Source organism: Haloterrigena salifodinae (genome assembly GCF_003977755.1).
Lineage (GTDB): Archaea > Halobacteriota > Halobacteria > Halobacteriales > Natrialbaceae > Haloterrigena > Haloterrigena salifodinae.
On sequence record NZ_RQWN01000002.1, the window covers coordinates 992,773 to 1,012,737 of the forward strand.

Below are 19,965 nucleotides of genomic sequence, written 5' to 3' on the forward strand. Positions count from 1 at the left end.
TCCGTTTTTACTCACGGCCGCGGTACGACCCGAGGACGAGTTCCGACGCCCGCTCGGCCCGGTCGAACAGTCGCTCGAGGAACGCGGCTGCCTCGTTGCCGCCGATCGCTCGCGCGTCGTAGGTCAGCGTCGCGACCACGAGCGGCCGGAGGCGCACGTCGTCGCTGTTCGGAACGGCCCGCTGGCTGGTCGGATCGACCTCGAGGGTCGCGACGGACGGCGGATTGACGAGTCGCCCGTCCGCCTCGGTCTCGGCGGCGTTGGCGACGGTGAACGTGGCCCGCTCGTCGGAGGTGGCGGCGTCCGCGTCGTCGCCGTCGACCGTCCGCCGCGCCTCGACGATCTCCGTCAGCGAGCGGTTTCGAGCGTCCGGGACGACCACGGAGACCGGCCCGTCGTCGCTCCCGGCGACGAGCGCGACGTTCTGCGTCTCTCGGACCTGATGGGTCGATTCCGCGTACGTTCCGTTCAGAACTGGATGGTCGGCGAGCGTCGCCGAGGCGAGAACGACCAGCAGGTCGGTCATCGTGACCTCGTCTTCGAAGGCGGTCCGCACCGCTTCGGTCGCCTCGAACAGCGCGTTTGCGGCCGCCGGCGCGGCGACGGCCGTCGTCCGATGGTACCGATCCGTCAGCGGATCTCCGGGTTCGATTCGGCGGACGCCGGCGACGTCGGTCGGTTCCGTCGAAATCTCGACGTCGGCCTCACGCTCGGCTTCGGCGCTGGTGGTTCCGGGCTCCGGCGCCGACTCGGCCGCCGCCTCCACGTCGGCTTCGGTGATCGATCCCATCGGTCCCGTTCCTCCGACCGTCGTCAGATCGACCTCGAGTTCCGCCGCCCGTTTCCTCGCACGCGGCGAGGCCTTGATCTCCTCGCCGTCCGTCGCGTCGGCTGCAGTCGGCCCCGCATCCGTCGCTTCGGCGGCCGATTCCGCCGCGGCCTCGACGTCCTCTTCGGTGATCGACCCCATTGGGCCCGTCCCCTCGACCGCCGTCAGATCGACCTCGAGTTCCTCCGCGCGTTTTCGCGCGCGCGGAGACGCTTTGAGGTCCTCGGGCGCCCCGCCCGACCCGCCGCTGGAGGGTTGCGCGGCGGCCGCGTCGCCGCCGTCGGTGGCGTTCGCCTCGGACGTCGCGGCCGCGTCTGACGCCGCGCCGGCGTCCGGACCGGCGGCCGCCGCGATCTCGGGCGCCTCCTCCTCGAGGCCGGCCTCGGCGTCGGCCCGCAGGTCCGAGATGTCGGCATCCGGCGACGCCAGGATGCCAATCGGTGTCCCGGGCGGTACCTCCTCGCCCTCTTCGACGTAGACGTGCCGGAGGGACCCGTCCTCGCGGGCGTCGACCTCGCCGATGCTCTTCTCCGACTCGACCTCGACGAGGACGTCCCCTTCGTCGACGGTCTCCCCTTCGTCGACGGTCCACTCGAGGACGATCCCGCGTTCCATCTCGAGTCCCAGCTTCGGCATCTTGATAACGTATCCCATGATACCGGTACGCATCACATCCCGTTACTAAAGCGTATCTCCCGTCCCGCGGTTTCGGGCGGCGAGGGGGTCGGCCGTCAGCGGACCGCGCCCCGGACCGCCGCGCCGACCTCGTCGATCGCTTCCCGCGCGCGGTCGAGTTCCGGATCGTCGAGCATCGGCAGGAATCCGTGGATCATCTCGTCGTACTCGAGGTGCCGAGCGGAAACGCCGGCGTCCGCCAACCGGTCAGCGAACGCGCGGCCGTCGTCTCGGACCGGGTCGAAGCCGGCGGTCACGACCAGCGACGACGGCATCCCCTCGAGGTCCGCCCGGAGCGGTGACGCGTAGGGGTGGCGCCCGTCCAGTTCGCCCCGGAGGTAGCCCCGCCAGAACCGCTTCATGTCCTCGCGGGTGAGGAAGTACCCTTGCGCGTTCTCCTCGTAGGAGTCCGTGTCGAACGCGTAGTTCGTGGGCGGATAGAGAAGCGTCTGGTAGTCGATCACCGGGCCGTCTCGGTCGCGGGCGAGCAGCGCCACGCCCGCAGCGAGCGTGCCGCCTGCGCTCTCGCCGCAGGTGGCGAGTCCCTCCGTCGTCGCATCGATCGCCGTCCGGTTGTTCGTGACCCACCGCGTCGCCGCGTAACAGTCCTCGAGCGCCGCCGGAAACCGGTGTTCAGGTGCGAGTCGGTAGTCGACAGCGACTACGACGCAGTCCGTCGCGTTCGTGAGCGCCCGACAGAGTCCGTCGTGGGTCTCGAGGTCGCCGAGGATCCAGCCCCCGCCGTGGTAGAACACCAGCGGCGGAAACGGCCCGTCGCCCGACGGCGCGTAGATCCGAATCGGAATCTCGCCGGCCGGGCCGGGCACCGTCCGGTCGGTCACCGAGCCGACGGCGTCGGCCGATTCGTCGGAGACAGTGAGTTCGCGATACGTCTCCCGCGCTTCCTCGAGCGAGAGGCGATAGAGCGGCGGGAGTCCCCGGTCCGACAGTTCGTGGAGGAACGCTTCCACCTGGGAATCGAGCGATACTGACATGGTATCGCACACCAATCACTCGCGTCCGTATAATTCCACCTCCGGTTTCACGCGAACCCTCTGTTACTGGTTTTGACAGCAAGCGCGTTAATATCTCATCTTATGATCGCTAAATTATATTTAAAATTATTAATCATGCTCGACTTTGGCTGATTTCCCGTGGGAATCGAGTAGGGCAATGAGATAAAATGGATGGTTGTTCATTCCTCACGATAGATCTATGGCAATGTATAGCAAAGGCTTTAGGTCACGTAGAGCAAAATCCTGGTACGGTCGGCCCACCGGCCACTGATTTCACTATGAGCGACGAACTTATCTGGCGAATCGCGGGCGGTTCCGGCGACGGAATCGACTCGACGAGCCAGAACTTTGCCAAGGCGCTAATGCGCTCGGGGCTCGACGTATTCACGCATCGTCACTATCCGTCGCGAATCCGCGGCGGCCACACCTACGTCGAGATCCGAGCCGCGGATCGGGAGGTACAGTCACGGGGAGACGGGTACAACTTCCTGCTGTCACTGGGCGACTCGTTCGCTCGAAACCCGCAGGAGGAGGCTTACTACGGCAACGAGGAGATCAAGCCCCTCTCGGAGAACTTAGACGAACTCCGCGAAGGCGGAATCATCGTCTACGACGAGGGGCTGATCAGCGAGGAGGACGTCGAGGCCGTCAACCTCCACGAGCGCGCAGAGGAGAACGACTGGCACGTCTTCCCAGTTGATCTGCGAGGGCTCGCCAAGGAGCACGGCCGCGAGGTCATGCGCAACACCGCCGGCGTGGGTGTGACGGCGGCGCTGCTGGACATGGACCTCGAGCACATCGAGGACCTGATGTCCGATGCTATGGGCGGCGATATCCTCGAGGCGAACCTCGAGATCCTCCACGAGGCCTACGAGATGACGAAGGAGGACCACGACTTCGAACACGACCTGCGCGTGCCCGAGGGCTCCCACGAGACCGAGCAGGCGCTGCTGTCGGGTTCGAACGCGATCGCCTACGGTGCCATCGACGCCGGCTGCCGGTTCATCGCCGGCTACCCGATGACGCCGTGGACGGACGTGTTCACCATCCTCAGCCAGAACTTCCCCGACATGGGCGGAGTCTCTGAACAGGTCGAGGACGAGATCGCCGCGGCCGCGCTCGCGGTCGGCGCGAGCCACGCCGGCGTCAAGGCCATGTCCGGGTCGTCCGGGGGTGGCTTCGCGCTGATGAGCGAACCGCTCGGCCTCGCGGAGATGACCGAGACGCCGCTAGTCCTGATCGAGGCGATGCGCGCGGGTCCCTCGACGGGGATGCCGACGAAGCCCGAACAGGCCGACCTGGAGCACGTCCTCTACACGAGCCAGGGCGACTCCCAGCGCGTCGTCTTCGCGCCCGGGAACATCGAGGAGGCCTACGAGCAGACGCGACTGGCCTTCGAGATCGCCTGGGACTACCAGATCCCGGCGATCATCATCTACGACCAGAAGCTCTCCGGCGAGAACACCAACGTCGACGTCGAGTTCTTCGACCGCGATCCCCAGCCGGATCTCGGTTCGACGCTGACCGAGGAAGAGCTCCGGGAGGCCGCTCACGACAACTCCGGGAAGTTCAAGCGGTTCAACCACGAGGACGCCGAGAACGGCGTCGCGCAGCGCTCGATCCCCGGCCAGAAGGGCGGGCGCTACCTCGCGACGGGTAACGAGCACAGCCCCGTCGGGCACATCAGCGAGGACCCCGACAACCGCGTCGCCCAGATGGAGCGTCGCCTCGAGAAACTCGAGTCGATCCGCGCGGAGCTCGACGAAGAGCGGGACTCGACCCAGACCTACTACGGTCCGGACGACGCCGACTACGGCATCATCACCTGGGGCTCCTCCCAGGGTGCCGTCTCGGAGGCCATCGAGCGCCTGAATGCGCAAGGTCACTCGGTAAAAGGGATCAGCGTCTCCGACATGATGCCCTTCGCCGAGAAGGAAGTGACGGAGTTCCTCGAGAGCGTCGACGAAGCGATGGTCGTCGAGATGAACGCCACCGCGCAGTTCCGCGGCCTGATCCAGAAGGAACTGGGCCGGTTCGGCGACAAGATGACCAGCCTGCTGAAGTTCAACGGCAATCCCTTCGAGCCCGCCGAGATCGTCGAGGGCTACGAGGTTAACCTCGCCGACGAGGACCGTCAGCCAACCGCACAGGTACGAATCGAACCCGCTGCAGGTGACTAACCAATGAGTGCATTCAACGCGATCGGTGAGGAACGCGAGATCGACCGGGACGAGTACACCCCCGGTGTCGAACCGCAGCCGACCTGGTGTCCGGGCTGTGGCGACTTCGGCGTCCTGAAGTCGCTGAAACAGGCGCTTCCCGAGGCCGGGAAGACCCCCGAAGAGGTGCTGACTGTCACCGGGATCGGCTGTTCCGGCAAGCTGAACAGCTACCTGGACACGTACGGCTTCCACACGATCCACGGCCGCTCGCTGCCCGTCGCCCGGGCCGCGAAGCTCGCCAACCCCGAACTCGAGGTCATCGCCGCCGGCGGTGACGGCGACGGTTACGGGATCGGCGGCAACCACTTCATCCACACGGCCCGCGAGAACCACGACATCACGTACATCGTGTTCAACAACGAGATCTTCGGGCTGACGAAGGGCCAGACCTCGCCTACCAGTCCGAAGGGCCACAAGTCCAAGACCCAGCCCTCGGGGAGCGCGAAGACGCCGCTGCGACCGCTGTCGACGTCGCTGAACGCCGGCGCGAGCTACATCGCTCGCACCGCCGCGGTCAACCCGAACCAGGCCAAGGAGATCATCAAGGAAGCAATCGAACATGATGGCTTCGCGCACGTCGACTTCCTGACCCAGTGTCCGACCTGGAACAAGGACGCCCGCCAGTACGTCCCCTACGTCGACGTCCAGGAGTCCGACGACTACGACTTCGACGTCAACGACCGCGCGGAAGCCGCCGAGATGATGCGCGAGACCGAGGACGTCCTCAACGAGGGCACCGTCCTGACGGGACGGTACTACGTCGAGGACGACCGACCCTCCTACTCTCAGGAGAAACACGCCGTCGGCGAGATGCCCGACCAGCCGCTGGCCGAGCGCTACTTCGACGACGACGCCGAGTGGGAGCGCAGCTACGACCTGCTCGAGCGCCACACGTAACGACGTTCCCGCGATCAGGGACGCCGTTCGTACCGATTTCGCCGTTTTTTCGCGGTTCGCTTCGACCGTCGCGAGCGTCCGCTATTCGCAGTCGTCGTCGATCGACTCGGCGACCGACAGCGCCGTCTCGCGCTCGACCGACGCGGTCGCGAAGACGACGTACGTCCGCTCGCCGCAGGGCCACTCGACGGTCGTCCCGAGATCGCTCTCGGCGACGGTCCCGGACGCGCCGTTGACGGTGACCGCCTCGCCGGCGACGTCGAACGGTCGGGGGCCGTTGCAGGCGCCGACCCGGATTGACTCGCCGACGCTCTCGTCGCCGGCGTACCTGACCGAGACCTCCCGCAGGTCGTCCGCGTACGGGTAGTCGGCGACGGCGGCCGTCGCGCGAGCGAAGCGCTCCGGCAGGCAAGTCGGTTCCGTCATCGTAACGCCTGCGTCGGCTTCCGCGTCCGCGAGCGCGTCGTACTGGTCGAGGTAGGGGAAGACGTGTTCCTCGACGAGGGCGTCGTCCGGCGGATCGAACGCGAACGGGTCGTCCGAGACCGGCTCGTTCAGTTCGAGCGACGTGTAGATCGCGTCGAAATCGACCGCGTCCGTTTCGACCACCTGTTTGACCGGGAACAGCGTCTCTCGGTCGAACCAGACGTCGATCCGCTCGACGGTCTCCTGTAGCTCCGTCGTCTCGCGCTCTTCCGTCTCGAGCGGGATCACGAACTCCGTGTTGCCGGCGAGGACGCTGATCGAACGCTCGACGGCCTTGTCCGGCGGCGGATCGAACCGGACCTGGTAGACGTCTCTGCCGTCGAGCGTCGTCTCCTCGCGCACCTTCGCCTCGAGTTGGTCGAAGTACGTCGTCGTCTCGCCGTAGATGTACTCGATGTGACTCTCGCCGCTCATCTCGGAGTCCAGCACCGCGATGCGGTTTCGCTCGAGGTCGTGAAACCAGGCCCGCTCCCCGTCGTCGACGTTCCGAAAGGTGGCGTCGTCGGTGGTCCCTTCGACGTACGTCTCGCCGCTGGCGCGGGCCGTGACCTCGTCTACGGTGACGGTCGTCGTCCCGTCGCGGTCGAACGTCGCCTCGACGGTGCCGGTCATCGTCTCCGGCCGATCGAGGTCGCCCAGTTGGCGTTCGAGTTCCGCGGCCGTCGTCGCGTCGGCGCCGCGAAGGCGGAGACAGCCCGCCGTCGCGACCGGTATCGCACCGACCCCGAGCGCGACGAACTCCCGGCGTGTCTGTCGCATATATCATGCCCGCCGCCGATCTGTTAAATCAATTGTTGTTCGGCCGATACACCGGCGAGGCTAACTCAGGCGGCGGACTCAGTCTCGACTCTGCGCACCGAACCCGCGGGCGAACAGTTTCGAGAGGTAGCTCAGGCCGAGCAACGCGACGAGGAGGCCGCCGAGCGCGTACGGATGGAAGCCGTAGAGAAGTTCCCGAATCGAGTAGGCGACGACCAGCAGGCCCATGAGTAGGGCCGTAGCGCCGACCCACCGGGAGGCGTAGGCGGGATCGACCGACTCGTCGTAGTCAGAGTGGAGGTCGGCCCGTCCGCGGGCAGCGATCAGATAACCGAGAAACAGGATTGCGAGACCACAGAGCAGCCAGACCGCGCCGCTGACGTGATTGGCGTCGACCATGACGGGATACCGACACTCCGGCCACCGTGAGAATAAGTCCGGCGGTCCGGCCGTCGGACGCCCGAAACGTCCGTCTCGAGGGCGTTTTCCCCTGCGTACCGGTCGTTTTCGTATACAAAAGATATTTTTCCGTCGGAGCAAAAGAGACTATCATGAGTACACAGGCTACGGAAGATCGCATCCTCGAGGTGTTAGAGGAGGATGCACAGGCATCCTACGCCGAGATCGCCGAGCGGGCGGATGTCTCGAAACCGACCGTTCGAAAGTACATCAACCAGCTTGAGGAGGACGGCGTCATCGTCGGCTACTCGGCCGACATCGACCCGAAAAAGCTCTCGAGCAAGACGATCGCGATGGTGGGGTTCGACGTCTCGAGCGAACGCTACGTCGAGGCGACGAAGGCGCTGAAGGACTTAGACGAGGTCGAGGCGCTGTACAGCTCCAGCGGCGATCACATGCTGATGGCCGAGGTCCGGGCCGCAGATGGCGACGCGCTGGGCGAGATCATCTCCGACCAGCTACTCGAGATCGACGGCGTCACCGCGGCACATCCCTCTTTCCTCCAGGAACGACTGAAGTAGTCCGTCCGAACGGCGTCCCCCTCCGACGCCCGAGCGGACGATGTGGGTGGGGTACGTTCGGTCCGTCCGGCCGGTCGTTTGGCCGTCCCGTTTTCCCGTCGGCCGGCGTAGTCGGGAGCGATGGCGACCTACGAACGCCGGACGACGATCGACGCGCCGCTCGCGGACGTCTGGGCGTTTCACTCGCGCGTCGAGGGCCTCGAGGCGGCGACGCCCGACTGGATGAACCTGCGCGTCGAGGTGATCCTCGGCCCCGACGGCGAACGTGATCCGGAGATACTCGAAACCGGGACCGAACTCGCGCTGTCGATACGCCCCTTCGGCGTCGGGCCGCGCCAGCACTGGACGTCGCTGATCACGGATCGCGAGCGCGGCGACGGCAGCGCCTCCTTCCGCGACGAGATGATCCGCGGTCCGTTCGACCGCTGGGAACACACCCACTCGTTTTTCGCTGACGGCGAGCGGACGGTGCTCCGGGATCGCGTCGCGTACGAACTCCCGGGCAGCAACGTCGCCGGCGTCGGCCGTCTCACCGACGTCGCCACGCCGTTCTCGACGGTCGGCTTCGAGGCCATGTTCCGCAAACGGCATCGATTGACGAAGGCGCGTCTCGAGTGAGAGTGCGACACGGATTCGAGTGAGGTGGGTGCAATCCGGCTTCTCTGCGGTCGACTCTCCGAGTTCGCGGGACCGATTCAATAGTTCGGCGATCGAACCACGCTCGTTTTGGCCGTCGCGGCGGTAGTCGGTGTATGAACGGACCGAACCGTCGACCCCTCGAGCGACGGCGGCTACTCGGCCTCCTCGGGGCCGGCCTCCTCGCGGGGGGCGCCGGCTGTCTGGGCGGGGACGAGGGCGGCGCCGACGAGGAGGACGACGAGCGGACGGTCGATCCGATCCTCGAACACCCAGGCGACGAACCCGTCGCGTTCACCGACGAGCAGAACTGCCCGATCTGCAATATGACGCCGGCGGACTACCCCAACTGGCACGGACAGGTCGCCCACGAGGACGGGACGGGAGCCGCCTTCGATACGCCGGGCTGTCTGTTCGCCTATCTCGTCATCACGACGTCCGACTCGCCCGTCGCCGGCGCCTGGACCGCCGACTTCGAGACGGGCGACCTCGTCGACGCGACCGAGGCGCACTTCGTGCTTATTACCGACGAAACTGCGGTCGACGATCCGATGAAGATCAACCCGCGGAGCTTTGCCAACCGGGACGACGCCGTCGCCTTCCTCGAGGAGTACGACGCCGAAGACCTGACCGAGGAGGACATCGTCGGGTTCGACGAGATCGACCGCGAGACGGCCGAGATCTATCGCGGAAATCGCATGTGAGCGTCGGCCTCTCGGCCCGTCCCGTTAACTTCGCCGCTGGATCACGATGACGCCGACGACGACCAGCAGACCGCCAAGCACCGTCATCGCCGTCACCGGTTCGCCGAGCACCGCCGCGCCGAGGACGACGGCGACCGCCGGTTCGGCCGTGCTGATGATGCTCGCCCTGCTCGCCCCGATTTTCGGCAGGCCGGCGTAGAGGAGGCTGATCGGAATCGCCGTCGAGAACATCGCGAGCGCGGTCAGCACGATCCACGCGGTCGTCTCGGTCGCCGCCGGCACCGCGAACGTCCCCCGCGCCGCGCCGATCGCGAGAAACAGGAGCCCCGACGCCGGCAATACGTGGGCCGTCAGCACCTGCGGATCTACCGACTTGAGGACGCGCTCGCTGCCCAGCATGTAGCCCGCGTAGCAGATCGCTGAGCCGAGCACGATGACCACGCCCCGCGGATCGGCGCCGGCGGAATCCGCGCCGACGACCAGCGCCACGCCGCCGAGCGAGAGACAGAGCGCCGCGACGAGGGGCCCGCTGATCCGGTCGGGCGACGTAACGAGCGTGACGGCGACGACGATCGCGGGAAACGTAAAGAGGACGATCGCAACCAGTCCCGCGGTGAGATGCTCGAGTCCCCAGAAGTAGAAGCCGCTCATGCCGCCGTAGCCGCCGATTCCGAGGAGGGCCGCCCAGCCGATAAATCGTCCGCTGAGAAGGTTCTGGCGCCCCTGTATTGCAAGCAGGCCCCAGAGAACCGCCGACGCGATGGCGAACCGAAACGCGAGAATCGTCGGAATCGAGAGACCGACGTCGCCGCCGAGCGTCCCGAAGATGCCGACGGTTCCGAACCCGACGGCTGACGCGAGCACGTAACCGATCCCGACCGTCCGCTCGTCCATATTCTCACGAGACTTACTCGAACGTATAGCGTCGGCGATTCGGGCCGTCTACTGGGTGTGATTACCGCCCACGGCGGGCGGTTTCGGAATCGGTTTGAGCGCCCGCGGAAACAGCGCCGACGTGAACCGGTCGGAGCTCGAGGCGACGGCTCGATCGCACCACTGCCGCGGGCATCGCGGTCGCCGTCGTCCTCTCGGGAATCTATCTGACGACCGTCGAGCGGGACAGCCGCGGCGCTACGGATCGGGCGTAACGGCGTCCGAGAAAACGTTACTCCGAGAGCGTCGTGAGATACTGTCGGCCGTCCTCGGTGATCGTGTAGACGCCGCCCGAGACCTGTCGCACGTGGCCATTCGACTGGAGATCGTAACACACCTGCGTCACCGTCACCGGATGCTCGTCGAGCGTCGCCGCCAGCGTCCCCACTTCGACCGCGCCGCGCTCGTCGAGCACCCGTAAGAGCCCTCGACTCGAGCAGTTGGTCATTGTATAACCACGTATAACGGAGATATATAAAATAGTAGTTTCGGTACTGGGTACGAGGAATACAATATCAATAAGAATGATAAATAGTCGGCTCGACGGACGGGCTGTCGAGAGCTGTGACGACATCGTTGGAGTCGAGACGGCCAACACTCGTGCGTTCCGTGTCCTACCGGACGTCGCGGCCTCACGGCCCGGTCGTTCGGCGACGCGAACTACACGATTGACCAATTGTGGGTCGCTCTCGGCGAGGGCGCACTGTCAATAACAGCCGTGCCCTCGAGACCGACGCACCGGCCCCCTCGAGCGCGGTCGACGGCCGTCCCACTGGCGCGGGCGACATTCTAGGGTGTCGCAGTACCTTCATTTAGTACCAATATTCTGAGTAGTAACGATTGGGGTCAGATAACGACCGCTTTCGTGCGATTTTCGATCCGTTGAGCGGCCACAGTTTATAAACGGTACCGAGATATGTTCTCCAAACGAGAATCACCATGGCGATTGAGACAGGAACTCCCCCCAGCATCGAACCCGGAGCGGACGACGACGCGGCCGCCTTCTGGCGAGGCGCGTTCACCGGCCTTATCGACGTGTTTCCGGAGCCGGCGTTCGCCGTCGACGGATCCGGCTACATCACCCGGTGGAACGACGGCGTCGAGGATATCACCGGCTATCCGGCCAGCGACGTCGTGGGGAAACACGCGTACGACGTCTTCGGGACTGAAGGCGAGGACGAGACCCTCGCCGAAGAGGTCATCCGGACCGGACGCCCGATCCGGGAGGAATCGATCCGGGCGGCCGAGAGCGCCGACGGCGATACGGTACACGCCCGTGCGCTCGGCATCCCGATCACGAGCGAGGACGGCGACGTCGTCGGCGCCGTCGAGGTCCTCACCCGCGTGACGACGCTGATCGAACAACAAGAGCGGATCAAGCAGCTTCAAGAACAGATGAGCGACGAGGTCGAGGGCGCCGTCGCGGAACTGCGGGACGCGGCGACGAACATGGCCGAGAACTCCCAGGAGATCAGTGAGTCCGCCGAGGAGCAGTCCGACAGCCTCTCCGAGGTACAAGGCGAGGTGTCGACGTTCAGCGCGTCCGTCGAGGAGATCGCCTCCAGCGCGGAGGAGGTCAGCAGTCAGAGCGAGCAGGCCAAGTCCCTCGCCGAGGAGTCGGCCGACACCGCCCAGGAAACCCTCGAGACGATGGACGAGGTCGCCGCGGAGGCCGACAGCGTCGCCGACGACGCGGGCCAGTTGGCCGGCCGGATCGACGAGATCGACGAGATCGTCGAGATCATCAACAACATCGCCGACCAGACCAACCTGCTCGCGCTCAACGCCAACATCGAGGCGGCCCGCGCCGACGGCTCCGGGAACGGCTTCGCCGTCGTCGCAAACGAGATCAAGGGCCTGGCGGAGCAGTCCAAAGAGCGCGCCGACGAGATCGAAGCCATCGTCGCCGAGATCCGCGAGACGGCGCTAGACACGGTCGACAGCGTCGAGACGACCAACGAGGAGATCGCCACCGTCGTGACGGAAATCGAGGCCGTCGTCGAGAATCAGGAAACCATCCGCAGCGCGATCCAGGAGACCAACGAGGGGATCACGGACATCGCCGCTGCGACGGACCAACAGGCCGCGAGTTCGGAGGAGATCACCGGCATGATCGACTCGGTCGCCGAGCAGAGCGACGAGGTCACGGCCGCGGTACAGAGCATCGCGGCCGCCACCGAAGAGCAGACGATGATGGTCGAGAACATCGAAGACAGTATCGAGGCCCTCGAGCGGGACATCGAGGACGTTCTCAACTGACCGGCCCGCTCGCGTTTCGCGGTCGACGTGCCGCCGGTCGGACAACCCCTGACGACTGCCCGTTACTCCTCGAGCGTCGGATACGACTGAGTGCCGTCCCGGGAATTGCGCGCGACCAGCGTCGCCACCGCGGCCGTCCCGCCCGCGACGGGCCGCCGCCGCTCCGCGTAGGCGAGAATCGTCAGGTCGAGACACGCCCGCAGGAGGTCGTTCGATCGGTACCGGAAGCGCTCGCTCGAGGGGCCGACCTCGACCGGATCGGAAGAGCGGAGGTGGTGTTCGTAAATGAGGACGCCGCCGGGCGCCAGCGCGTCCTTGAGATCGGGCAGGCGCTCGAGCGCGGCGAAGAAGCTCACGGTGAGCACGTCGTATTCGTCGGTCGGGAGTTCGACGTCGGCCAGGTCTGCTCGCCGCCAGTTCACCTCGAGGCCGCGCTCGTCGGCTCGGTCTCGCGCCCGCTCGATCGCCGCGTCGGAGATGTCGATCGCGTCGACCTCGTACCCGTGCTCGGCGAGAAAGAGCGCGTTCCGTCCGGTCCCGGTCGCGACGTCGAGCGCGCGCCCCTCGGGCAGCGTGGCGATCCGCCGCTCGAGTACCGGAATCGGCTTGTCGGGGAGTTCGAACTCGACGTCGCCGTACCGCTCGTTCCACCGCTCGCGCTCGTCAGTCATGGCTTCTACGACGGGCGTGTGACAGTTGTCTGTGGCGGTCTCGAGGAGGCGTTGCCGGCAGTGAACTCTTCTTTCGTCGCTTCGTACGGCCGGCCGTGCGGTCCCCGCCACACGGGGGCTGAGTCGATGAACAGGCGCGAACTCCTCGCCGGCCTCGGAAGCGCGGGCGCCCTCGCCGGCGCCGGGACCCTGCTGCGAGTCGGACCGCCGTCGTTCGGCGCCGACGGCCCGGAGATGAGCGACGGCGACGAGTCCCTCGAGGTGGAGACGATCGACGCGCGCGGAAGCGAGGCGGGAACGGTCCGCGTTCCGACCGACGCGGTCGTGCTCGTCACGTTTTTCGTCACCGGCTGCGGCAACTGTCAGGCGCAGATCCCTGAACTCGCCGCCGCCCGCGATCGGCTCCGCGAGCGACGCGGCGACGCCGTCCGATTCGTCGCGGCCACCTACCAGCGCTCCGAGACGCTGTCGCCGGCCGCGCTCCGCGAGTGGTGGGCGACCCACGGCGGCGACTGGGCCGTCGGCTACGATGCCGGACTGGCCGAGGCCTACGGCGTCGTCGGCTACCCGACCACGATCCTCGTCGATCCGAACGGCGAGAAACGGTGGCATGAGACTGCCGTCCTCGATCACGAAACGATCGTCCGGGACGTCGACGCCGAACTCGAGGCCAGGGATTCCGACGGTGACCGTGGGGAGGAGGATCCGTCCGACGAAACGACCGGCGAGTCGACGGCGTCGCGCATCGACGTTTCGGGGCCGTAACGGGGCTACTGGCGCGGTTTTCCGTCGGAGTGCATCGTCGACGTCGCGTACTGGACAGCGAAGCGGTCCCGTCCTCGTTCCAATTGTCTCTGATACTGATAGGCAAAGATTTACGACTGCTTCCGACCCAGTAATACGGGATCACAGATGATTCTCATCATCGGTGCCGGGAGCGTCGGATCGAATTTGGCCGCTGACCTCGCGGAATCCAATGATGTAGTTGTCATCGACCGCGATGCGGATCTGGTCGATGAGCTTCGTTCACAACACGATGTGACCGGGGTCGTCGGCGACGGTCGTTCGGCATCGACGCTCCGGGAGGCTGGCATCGATCGGGCGGAGATCGTCGTCGCGAGCACCGACAACGACGCGGCGAACGTCATGGTCTGCAACGCGGCCAAGCAGGCCGGTGATCCCCACACCATCGCCCGCGTCAAGGAAGTCGGGTTGTTCGAGACCTGGCAGTCGCTCGACGAGGGACTCGGCGTCGATACGATGCTGTGTATCGACAAGCTCGCCGCCGAAGCCGTCGTTCGGACGATCGCGCTTCCAGGCGCCCACGCCGTCGATACCTTCGCCGACGACCAGGTGGAGGTCGCCGAGTTCGAAATCGGAGAGGACACGCCGATAACCGGCCAGAGCGTCGCGGAAGCCGACCGGTACGCGTCGACGACGTTCGCGGCGATCCTCCGAGACGACGACGTCATCATCCCGACCGGGGAGACCGTGATCCAGTCGGGGGATTGCGTCGTCGTGATCGGCAGTCTCGCCAGCATCAGCCGCTTCGCGGAGGACGTTTCCGCCCAGCCGCCGTTGAAATCCGAAGACGACATCGTGGTCGTCGGCGGCGACGTGCTGGGCTACCAGATCGCACAGCAGTTCGAGGCCCGGGGCTGGACGCCGGAAATCGTCGAGCGCGATCCGGAGCAGGCGACGCAGTTGACGACCCGACTCCGAAGCTCGTCGGTCGCGGAGACCGACGTGACGAACATCGGCGGCTTCAACCCCAACGTGTTAACGGGCGCCGATCTGGTCGTCGGCACGGTCGACGATAACACGAACTACCTCCTGGCGCAGTTGGCCAGGGAGTTCGACGTCGCCAGAACCGCGGCCGTCGTCGACAACCCCGAGGTCGTCGACCTCTTCGAGGAAACCGGCCTCGACGTGATTGTCCATCCCGAGGACATCATCGTCAGCGATATCCTCCGGACCATTTACGAGCCGGGACCGGAGGAAGTCAGCGTCCTTGGACACGACGACGCCGAAGTGCTCGAGGTCGTCGTCGACTCGGAGAGCGCCCTCGCCGGGAAAGCCCTCCGGGACGTTACCGACCAGCTTCCGTCCGGGATCGTGATCGGCGCGATCGTCCGCAACGAGCAGCTGCAGATCCCGCGGGGCAACAAGATCATTCAAACCGGCGATCGGGTCATCGCGTTCGTCGACGCTTCCGTCGCCGCCGAGGTCGCCGAACTGATCTGACCGGAGAAACCGTCTCTGTTCGCGACGCCCACGTCAGCAACGACGTGTGCGATTCAGCGCTATTTCGAACCCGCTGCTGGCGAGCTTAGGAGTCGCCGCCGAATCGAGTGAACAGCCCGGAGAGCGACTCCGTCAGGGACGATCGACCGCCGCCGAGCGCCGCGACACCGTCGTCGACCAGCCACAGCGTCGCGCTCGAGACGGCCAGTTCCGTCGCGGTCGCCTCGCGCTCGAGTCGCCAGCGCCGGCGTCCGTCGCCGGCCGTCAGCGCGAGCAGCCGCCCGTCGTCGGTACCCAGATAGACCGCCTCGCCGACGACCGCGGGCCCCGTCGTTGCCGTCCCGACGTCGACCCGCCAGCGCTCGGTGCCGCGGGCCGTCTCGACGGCGTAGAGGCTCCCGTCGGAACTGGCCGCGTAGGCGGTGCCGTCGGCGCTCGAGACCGCCGGCGGCGTCTCGATCCGCGCCCCGGTGTCGAACCGGAACCGCCGCGAGCCGTCGGCGTTCGACAGCGCCAGCAGCGTCTCGCCGCTGGTGACGTAGACCGTCCCGTCGGCGACCGCCGGCGGCGCGCCGATGGGTGCCTCGAAGGTGCGTTCCCAGCGTCGGCTCCCGTCGGCCGTCGCGAGCGAGTGCAGTCGATCGCCGGTGGCGACGTAGACCGCATCGTCGGCGACCGTCGGCCCGGAGCACTCGCCCTCGAGGGCGGCCGTCCAGACCGGGCGACCGTTCTCGGCGTCGATCGCATGGAGATCGTCGCTACAGGCGTAGACGACGCCGTCGGCGACGACCGGCGACGTCTCGACGCGACCGTCGGTCTGGTAGCGCCACTCGCGCTCGCCGCTCTCGGCGTCGATCGCGTAGACGGCGCCGTCCGCGCTGCCGACGTAGACCGCGCCATCGGCGACCGCGGGCGCGGCCCGGACCGGGCCGCCAGTCTCGAACCGCCAGCGCTCGCGCCCGTCCTCGAGGGCCAGCGCGGCGACGCTGCCGTCGTCGCGGCCGACGGCGACCGTCTCGCCGACCACCGCCGGCGCGGCGCCGGGCGCGGCGTCCTCGGGGTCGTCGCGCCAACGTTCGGCCGGTCGCCGCCCGAGCGAACTCCCGTCGGTGACGCGACCGACGCGGGACGGGCCGGCGCGCGCCATCGGCCAGCCCGCGGCGTCGCCGTCGCCGGAGTCCGGCAGCGCGTCGGTGGCGTCCGCGAGCCGCGTCGTCGCCTCCTCCGCGGCCGTCGCGACGGCCGGAACGGGATCGTCGGCCAGCGGTTCGACATCCGGTTTCGCCGCCGTCGCCTCGAGGGCCGCCAACGTCCGGACGGCTCGAGCGCGCACCCGGCCGTCGGGATCGGCGAGGCGCGACTCGAGGACCGGGACGGGGTTCCGATCGGCGTCCTCGAACGGCGAGTCATCGTCTGATTCGGCGCACGCGGCCAGCGCGCCGGCGGCCGCCGCCCGGACGTCGGCGTCGGAGTCCTCGAGCGCTGCGAGCAGCGCTGGCACCGCGTCCGCGAAGCCGGACGGATCGTCGTCGGCCATCGTCTCGAGGACCCGGCCGGCGGTGACGCGGACAACGGGGCCGTCGGCCTCGAGTCCGCCAGCGATTTTCCCGATCCCGGTCGGCCGGAGCGTCGCCGACTCGTCGGCCAGCACGGCCAGCGCGAGGACGGCGAGGCCGGCGACCCACGGCTCCGCGTCCAGCCGGTCGCCCATCCCCGAGAGCTGGGTGTTGATCCCGTCGGTGTGGGTCGGCGTCTCGCCGCCGGCCGCCAGCGAGGCGGCGTCGAGCAGTCGGTCGTCGACTGCCTCGAGTTCGGATTCCAACGCGCTTCCGTCGTCGTGGCCGGTGACCGCGAGGGTGCCGAGCGCGAGCGCGGCGTAGCCCCGGACCGCCTCGTCGTCAGCCTCTCCGTCCCCATTTCGTCCGGTATCTCCCGCCCGCTCCACGAGCAGGTCGGCCAGTCGGTCCCGCTCGGCGGCCGCGTCGTCGGGCGCCGTCGCCGCAAGCCGGGCGATCTCCTCGACGATCGCGCGTCGGTCCCCGTCGGCGTCGAGCCGATCGACCAGCGCCCCGGTGACGGTGCTGGCGTCGCCGCCGTCCGCCGCGACGACCGTCGTCAGCGCGCGCAGGAGCGCCGGCGCGTCGGCCTCGCCCGGCGCGAACCGCTCGAGCAGCGACGAGGCGGCCGCGGCGACCGGTTCCGAATTCCGCTGTGCGACGTCCCCGAGCGCGGCGGCGACGGCAGCCGACCGACCGTCGTCGCCCGACAGCGACTCGAGGACCACGTCGGTCGACGTCGGCTCGACGTCTGCGTCCGCCGCGAGTGTCGTCTCGAGTGCGTCCAGCGCTGCGACGCGAACGGCCGGCGTCGGATCGACAAGCAACTCACGGAGCGCTTCGACGACGGCTTCGGCCTCTGCCCCGGACTCGAGGCCGAGCGTGGCGAGGGCCTCGCAGGCGGCGACGCGGACCCACTCTGTCTCGGCCGTCGTCTCCGCGACGGCCAGCGACAGTGTCGGCCGACAGTCGTCGTCGCCGGTGTCGGATGCGATTTCGGCGAGGGTCCGGCGAACGGTCCGTCGAACGGAACGATCCGGGTCGTCCAGCGCCGCCAGCAACGAGACCAACACGTCGTCCTCGCGGACGTCGTCGGGAGTCGACGCCGCGACCCGCGAGAGGACGATCGCCGCGTTGTTCCGAACCGTCGCGTCCTCGTCGGCGCTCTGCGCTTCGCCCCCGAGCCGTTCTGCCAGCGGGCCGACGGCGCCGCGAACCGCGAGCGGGCGCTCGGCCGCGACGGTCACGAGATCGCGCGTCGCGGCCCGCCGAACGGCGGCCGCGTCGTCGTCGAGCCGCCGGGTTAGTGACCGGACCGCCGGGTGGGCGTCGGCGGTCGCCGACCGCGCGATGTCGGCGATGCCGCGGGCCGCGTACCCCTGAACCCACTCGTCGCCCTCGTCTGAGGCGTTCTCCGCCTCGCCCTCGAGGGCCTCGAGGAGCGCGGAAACGTCAGTCCCCTCGGCGCGCGTCTCGCGTACGAGCGCGGCCAGCGCGTCGGTCGCAGGCCGGCGGACCGGTTCGTGGGGGTCGTCGATCCGATCCGCGAGGGCGGGGACGACCGGGCCGATCGCGTCCGGCGAGGATGCCGCTACGGCGGCGATCGCCCGGACCGCATCGAGGCGAACGCTCTTGTCGTCGGCGTCAGCGACGGCGGCCAGTTCGGTCACGACGGGTTCGACCGCGTCTGGTTGCGTGTCTGCGACAGCCGCGATCGCCGTGACGCCGTGACGCTGAACCGGTTCGACGTCCGTCTCCAGCCGTCGGGCCAGCGGGCGGACAGCGTCGGTGATCGCGGTCGGGCGCTCCGCCGCAACCGACGCGAGCGTCCCGGCGGCGTCCGTCCGAACGGTCTCGAGCGGGTCGTCGAGCCGGGCGACGAGCGCGGCGGTCGCCGACGCGACGCCGGCAGGTTCGGCCGCCGCGATTTCGCGCAGCGCGCCGACGCACTCGCGGCGGATCGCCGCCGCGTCGTCGAGTCGATCCGCGAGTCGATCGACGGCATCGACGACCGCCCCGGGTCGATCGGTCGCGATCGACTCGAGGGCGAGGGCGGCGTCGTGACGGATCCCTTCTCGATCGTCCGCGAGGTGGGCGGCGATCGGATCGACCGCGTCGGCGACGGCCACCGGCGAATCGTCAGCGATCGCTCGAAGCGCTTCCATCGCGTAGCCGCCGATCGATCCGGCGGCGGCGGACGCGGTCGCACCGTCCTGGACGTCCATCTCGTCCTCGAGTCGATCGACCAGCGCCGGGACGGCCTCGAGGACCGCGTCGGGAGCGGCCGTCGCGACCGCCGCGAGAACCGCCGTCGCGTTCTCGCGGACGGCGGCCGTCCCGTCGTCGGCCGCGGCGGCGACGTCGTCGACGACGGCGACGACTCGTTCGGGCTGGGCGTCGGCGACGGCCGCGAGCGCGTCGGTCGTCCGAACCCTGACCCGCTCGTTCCCGTCGGTCGCGTAGCGCCCGAGCGCCTCGATCGAGTCGGCGACTGCTGCGGGAGCTTCGGCCGCGACGGCCGCGAGCGCGTCGGCCGCGTTCGCGCGGACGGTCGCATTCGCGGCTTCGCCGCTCGTACTCGAGGCGCTCCGCGCCTCGCTCTCCAGCCGGTCGGTCAGTGCGGGGATCGACTCGCGAACGGCGCCGGGATGGTCGGCCGCGACGGCGGACAGCGCGGCGGCGGCGTGGGATCTGATCGACGGCTCGTCCTCGAGGCGGTCGGTCAGCGACGGGACGGCCGAGCGAACATCCACCGGCCGCTCGGCGGCCTTCGTGGCGAGCGTGCGCGCGGCGTACTCCCGAACGTCGGGATCGTCGGCCGCGAGGAACTCCTCGAGTTGATCGATCCCGACGGTGACTTCGATCCCGTCGCCCCCTCCAATTCCCGGTCCGTCAGCGATTTCGTCGGGTCCTGACATGCTGTGAGGTGCGACGCCCGACGGCGTCACGAGGGTGATACTGACATATGCGAACACACTTAGTTAATTCTACTCCCGGAAGGGGCCGATTCAACAGTCTGTGAGCGCGCCTCTCCGAACGCGTCCCGCTCAAGTACTGGGGCGAGAGGCGCTCTCGGCGGGAATACGAACGGTCGAAAA

Annotated in this window: 16 protein-coding genes; 8 read left to right on the forward strand and 8 right to left on the reverse strand. The window is 67.9% G+C overall.

Features of this window, described 5'->3' with window-relative positions:
• Positions 1–7 precede the first annotated feature (7 nt).
• Positions 8–1,483 carry an E3 binding domain-containing protein gene (locus tag EH209_RS13505; RefSeq protein WP_249038797.1) on the reverse strand — a complete coding sequence of 492 codons (1,476 nt, stop codon included), beginning with the start codon at positions 1,481–1,483 and terminating at the stop codon, positions 8–10.
• 77 nt (positions 1,484–1,560) lie between these two features.
• Complete coding sequence (locus EH209_RS13510; protein WP_211338362.1) at positions 1,561–2,499, reverse strand: alpha/beta hydrolase; 939 nt, start codon at positions 2,497–2,499, stop codon at positions 1,561–1,563.
• Positions 2,500–2,798: 299 nt separating this feature from the next.
• Here EH209_RS13510 and EH209_RS13515 point away from each other — a divergent pair, with 299 nt between their 5' ends.
• Together EH209_RS13515 and EH209_RS13520 are read left to right on the forward strand one after the other, a co-directional pair.
• A complete protein-coding gene (locus EH209_RS13515) occupies positions 2,799–4,700 on the forward strand; it encodes a 2-oxoacid:acceptor oxidoreductase subunit alpha (RefSeq protein ID WP_126663381.1) in 1,902 nt (633 codons plus the stop codon).
• Between the two features lie 3 nt (positions 4,701–4,703).
• Positions 4,704–5,639, forward strand: a complete 936-nt coding sequence (locus tag EH209_RS13520; protein ID WP_008896701.1) for a thiamine pyrophosphate-dependent enzyme — start codon at positions 4,704–4,706, stop codon at positions 5,637–5,639.
• Between the two features lie 81 nt (positions 5,640–5,720).
• Here EH209_RS13520 and EH209_RS13525 read toward each other — a convergent pair whose 3' ends face one another.
• Together EH209_RS13525 and EH209_RS13530 are read right to left on the reverse strand one after the other, a co-directional pair.
• The gene (locus EH209_RS13525; protein ID WP_126663382.1) at positions 5,721–6,884 is read right to left on the reverse strand and encodes a LolA family protein; all 1,164 of its coding nucleotides are present in this window, start codon (positions 6,882–6,884) and stop codon (positions 5,721–5,723) included.
• Positions 6,885–6,962: 78 nt separating this feature from the next.
• A complete protein-coding gene (locus EH209_RS13530; RefSeq protein WP_126663383.1) occupies positions 6,963–7,283 on the reverse strand; it encodes a hypothetical protein in 321 nt (106 codons plus the stop codon).
• Positions 7,284–7,435: 152 nt separating this feature from the next.
• Here EH209_RS13530 and lrpA1 point away from each other — a divergent pair, with 152 nt between their 5' ends.
• From lrpA1 to EH209_RS13545, 3 genes are all read left to right on the forward strand, one after another.
• Positions 7,436–7,864, forward strand: a complete 429-nt coding sequence (gene lrpA1 / locus EH209_RS13535) for an HTH-type transcriptional regulator LrpA1 (protein WP_126663384.1) — start codon at positions 7,436–7,438, stop codon at positions 7,862–7,864.
• 120 nt (positions 7,865–7,984) lie between these two features.
• Positions 7,985–8,482, forward strand: a complete 498-nt coding sequence (locus EH209_RS13540; RefSeq protein ID WP_126663385.1) for an SRPBCC family protein — start codon at positions 7,985–7,987, stop codon at positions 8,480–8,482.
• A 134-nt stretch (positions 8,483–8,616) separates the two neighbouring features.
• Positions 8,617–9,204, forward strand: a complete 588-nt coding sequence (locus EH209_RS13545) for a nitrous oxide reductase accessory protein NosL (RefSeq protein ID WP_126663386.1) — start codon at positions 8,617–8,619, stop codon at positions 9,202–9,204.
• Positions 9,205–9,228: 24 nt separating this feature from the next.
• Here the strand turns inward: EH209_RS13545 and EH209_RS13550 are convergent, their stop codons facing one another.
• Positions 9,229–10,098, reverse strand: a complete 870-nt coding sequence (locus EH209_RS13550; protein ID WP_126663387.1) for a DMT family transporter — start codon at positions 10,096–10,098, stop codon at positions 9,229–9,231.
• A gap of 271 nt (positions 10,099–10,369) precedes the next feature.
• A complete protein-coding gene (locus EH209_RS13555) occupies positions 10,370–10,585 on the reverse strand; it encodes a hypothetical protein (RefSeq protein WP_126663388.1) in 216 nt (71 codons plus the stop codon).
• A gap of 491 nt (positions 10,586–11,076) precedes the next feature.
• Between EH209_RS13555 and EH209_RS13560 the strand changes: the two genes are divergently transcribed.
• Positions 11,077–12,396 carry a methyl-accepting chemotaxis protein gene (locus EH209_RS13560; RefSeq protein WP_126663389.1) on the forward strand — a complete coding sequence of 440 codons (1,320 nt, stop codon included), beginning with the start codon at positions 11,077–11,079 and terminating at the stop codon, positions 12,394–12,396.
• Between the two features lie 62 nt (positions 12,397–12,458).
• Here the strand turns inward: EH209_RS13560 and EH209_RS13565 are convergent, their stop codons facing one another.
• Positions 12,459–13,067, reverse strand: a complete 609-nt coding sequence (locus EH209_RS13565; protein ID WP_126663390.1) for a class I SAM-dependent methyltransferase — start codon at positions 13,065–13,067, stop codon at positions 12,459–12,461.
• Between the two features lie 126 nt (positions 13,068–13,193).
• Between EH209_RS13565 and EH209_RS13570 the strand changes: the two genes are divergently transcribed.
• Both EH209_RS13570 and trkA read left to right on the forward strand, forming a co-directional pair.
• The gene (locus tag EH209_RS13570; RefSeq protein ID WP_126663391.1) at positions 13,194–13,832 is read left to right on the forward strand and encodes a TlpA family protein disulfide reductase; all 639 of its coding nucleotides are present in this window, start codon (positions 13,194–13,196) and stop codon (positions 13,830–13,832) included.
• Positions 13,833–13,979: 147 nt separating this feature from the next.
• On the forward strand, positions 13,980–15,311 hold the full coding sequence (trkA, locus tag EH209_RS13575; protein WP_126663392.1) for a Trk system potassium transporter TrkA: 1,332 nt from the start codon (positions 13,980–13,982) through the stop codon (positions 15,309–15,311).
• An 85-nt stretch (positions 15,312–15,396) separates the two neighbouring features.
• Here trkA and EH209_RS13580 read toward each other — a convergent pair whose 3' ends face one another.
• The gene (locus EH209_RS13580) at positions 15,397–19,785 is read right to left on the reverse strand and encodes a sister chromatid cohesion protein PDS5 (protein WP_126663393.1); all 4,389 of its coding nucleotides are present in this window, start codon (positions 19,783–19,785) and stop codon (positions 15,397–15,399) included.
• Positions 19,786–19,965: the final 180 nt, after the last annotated feature.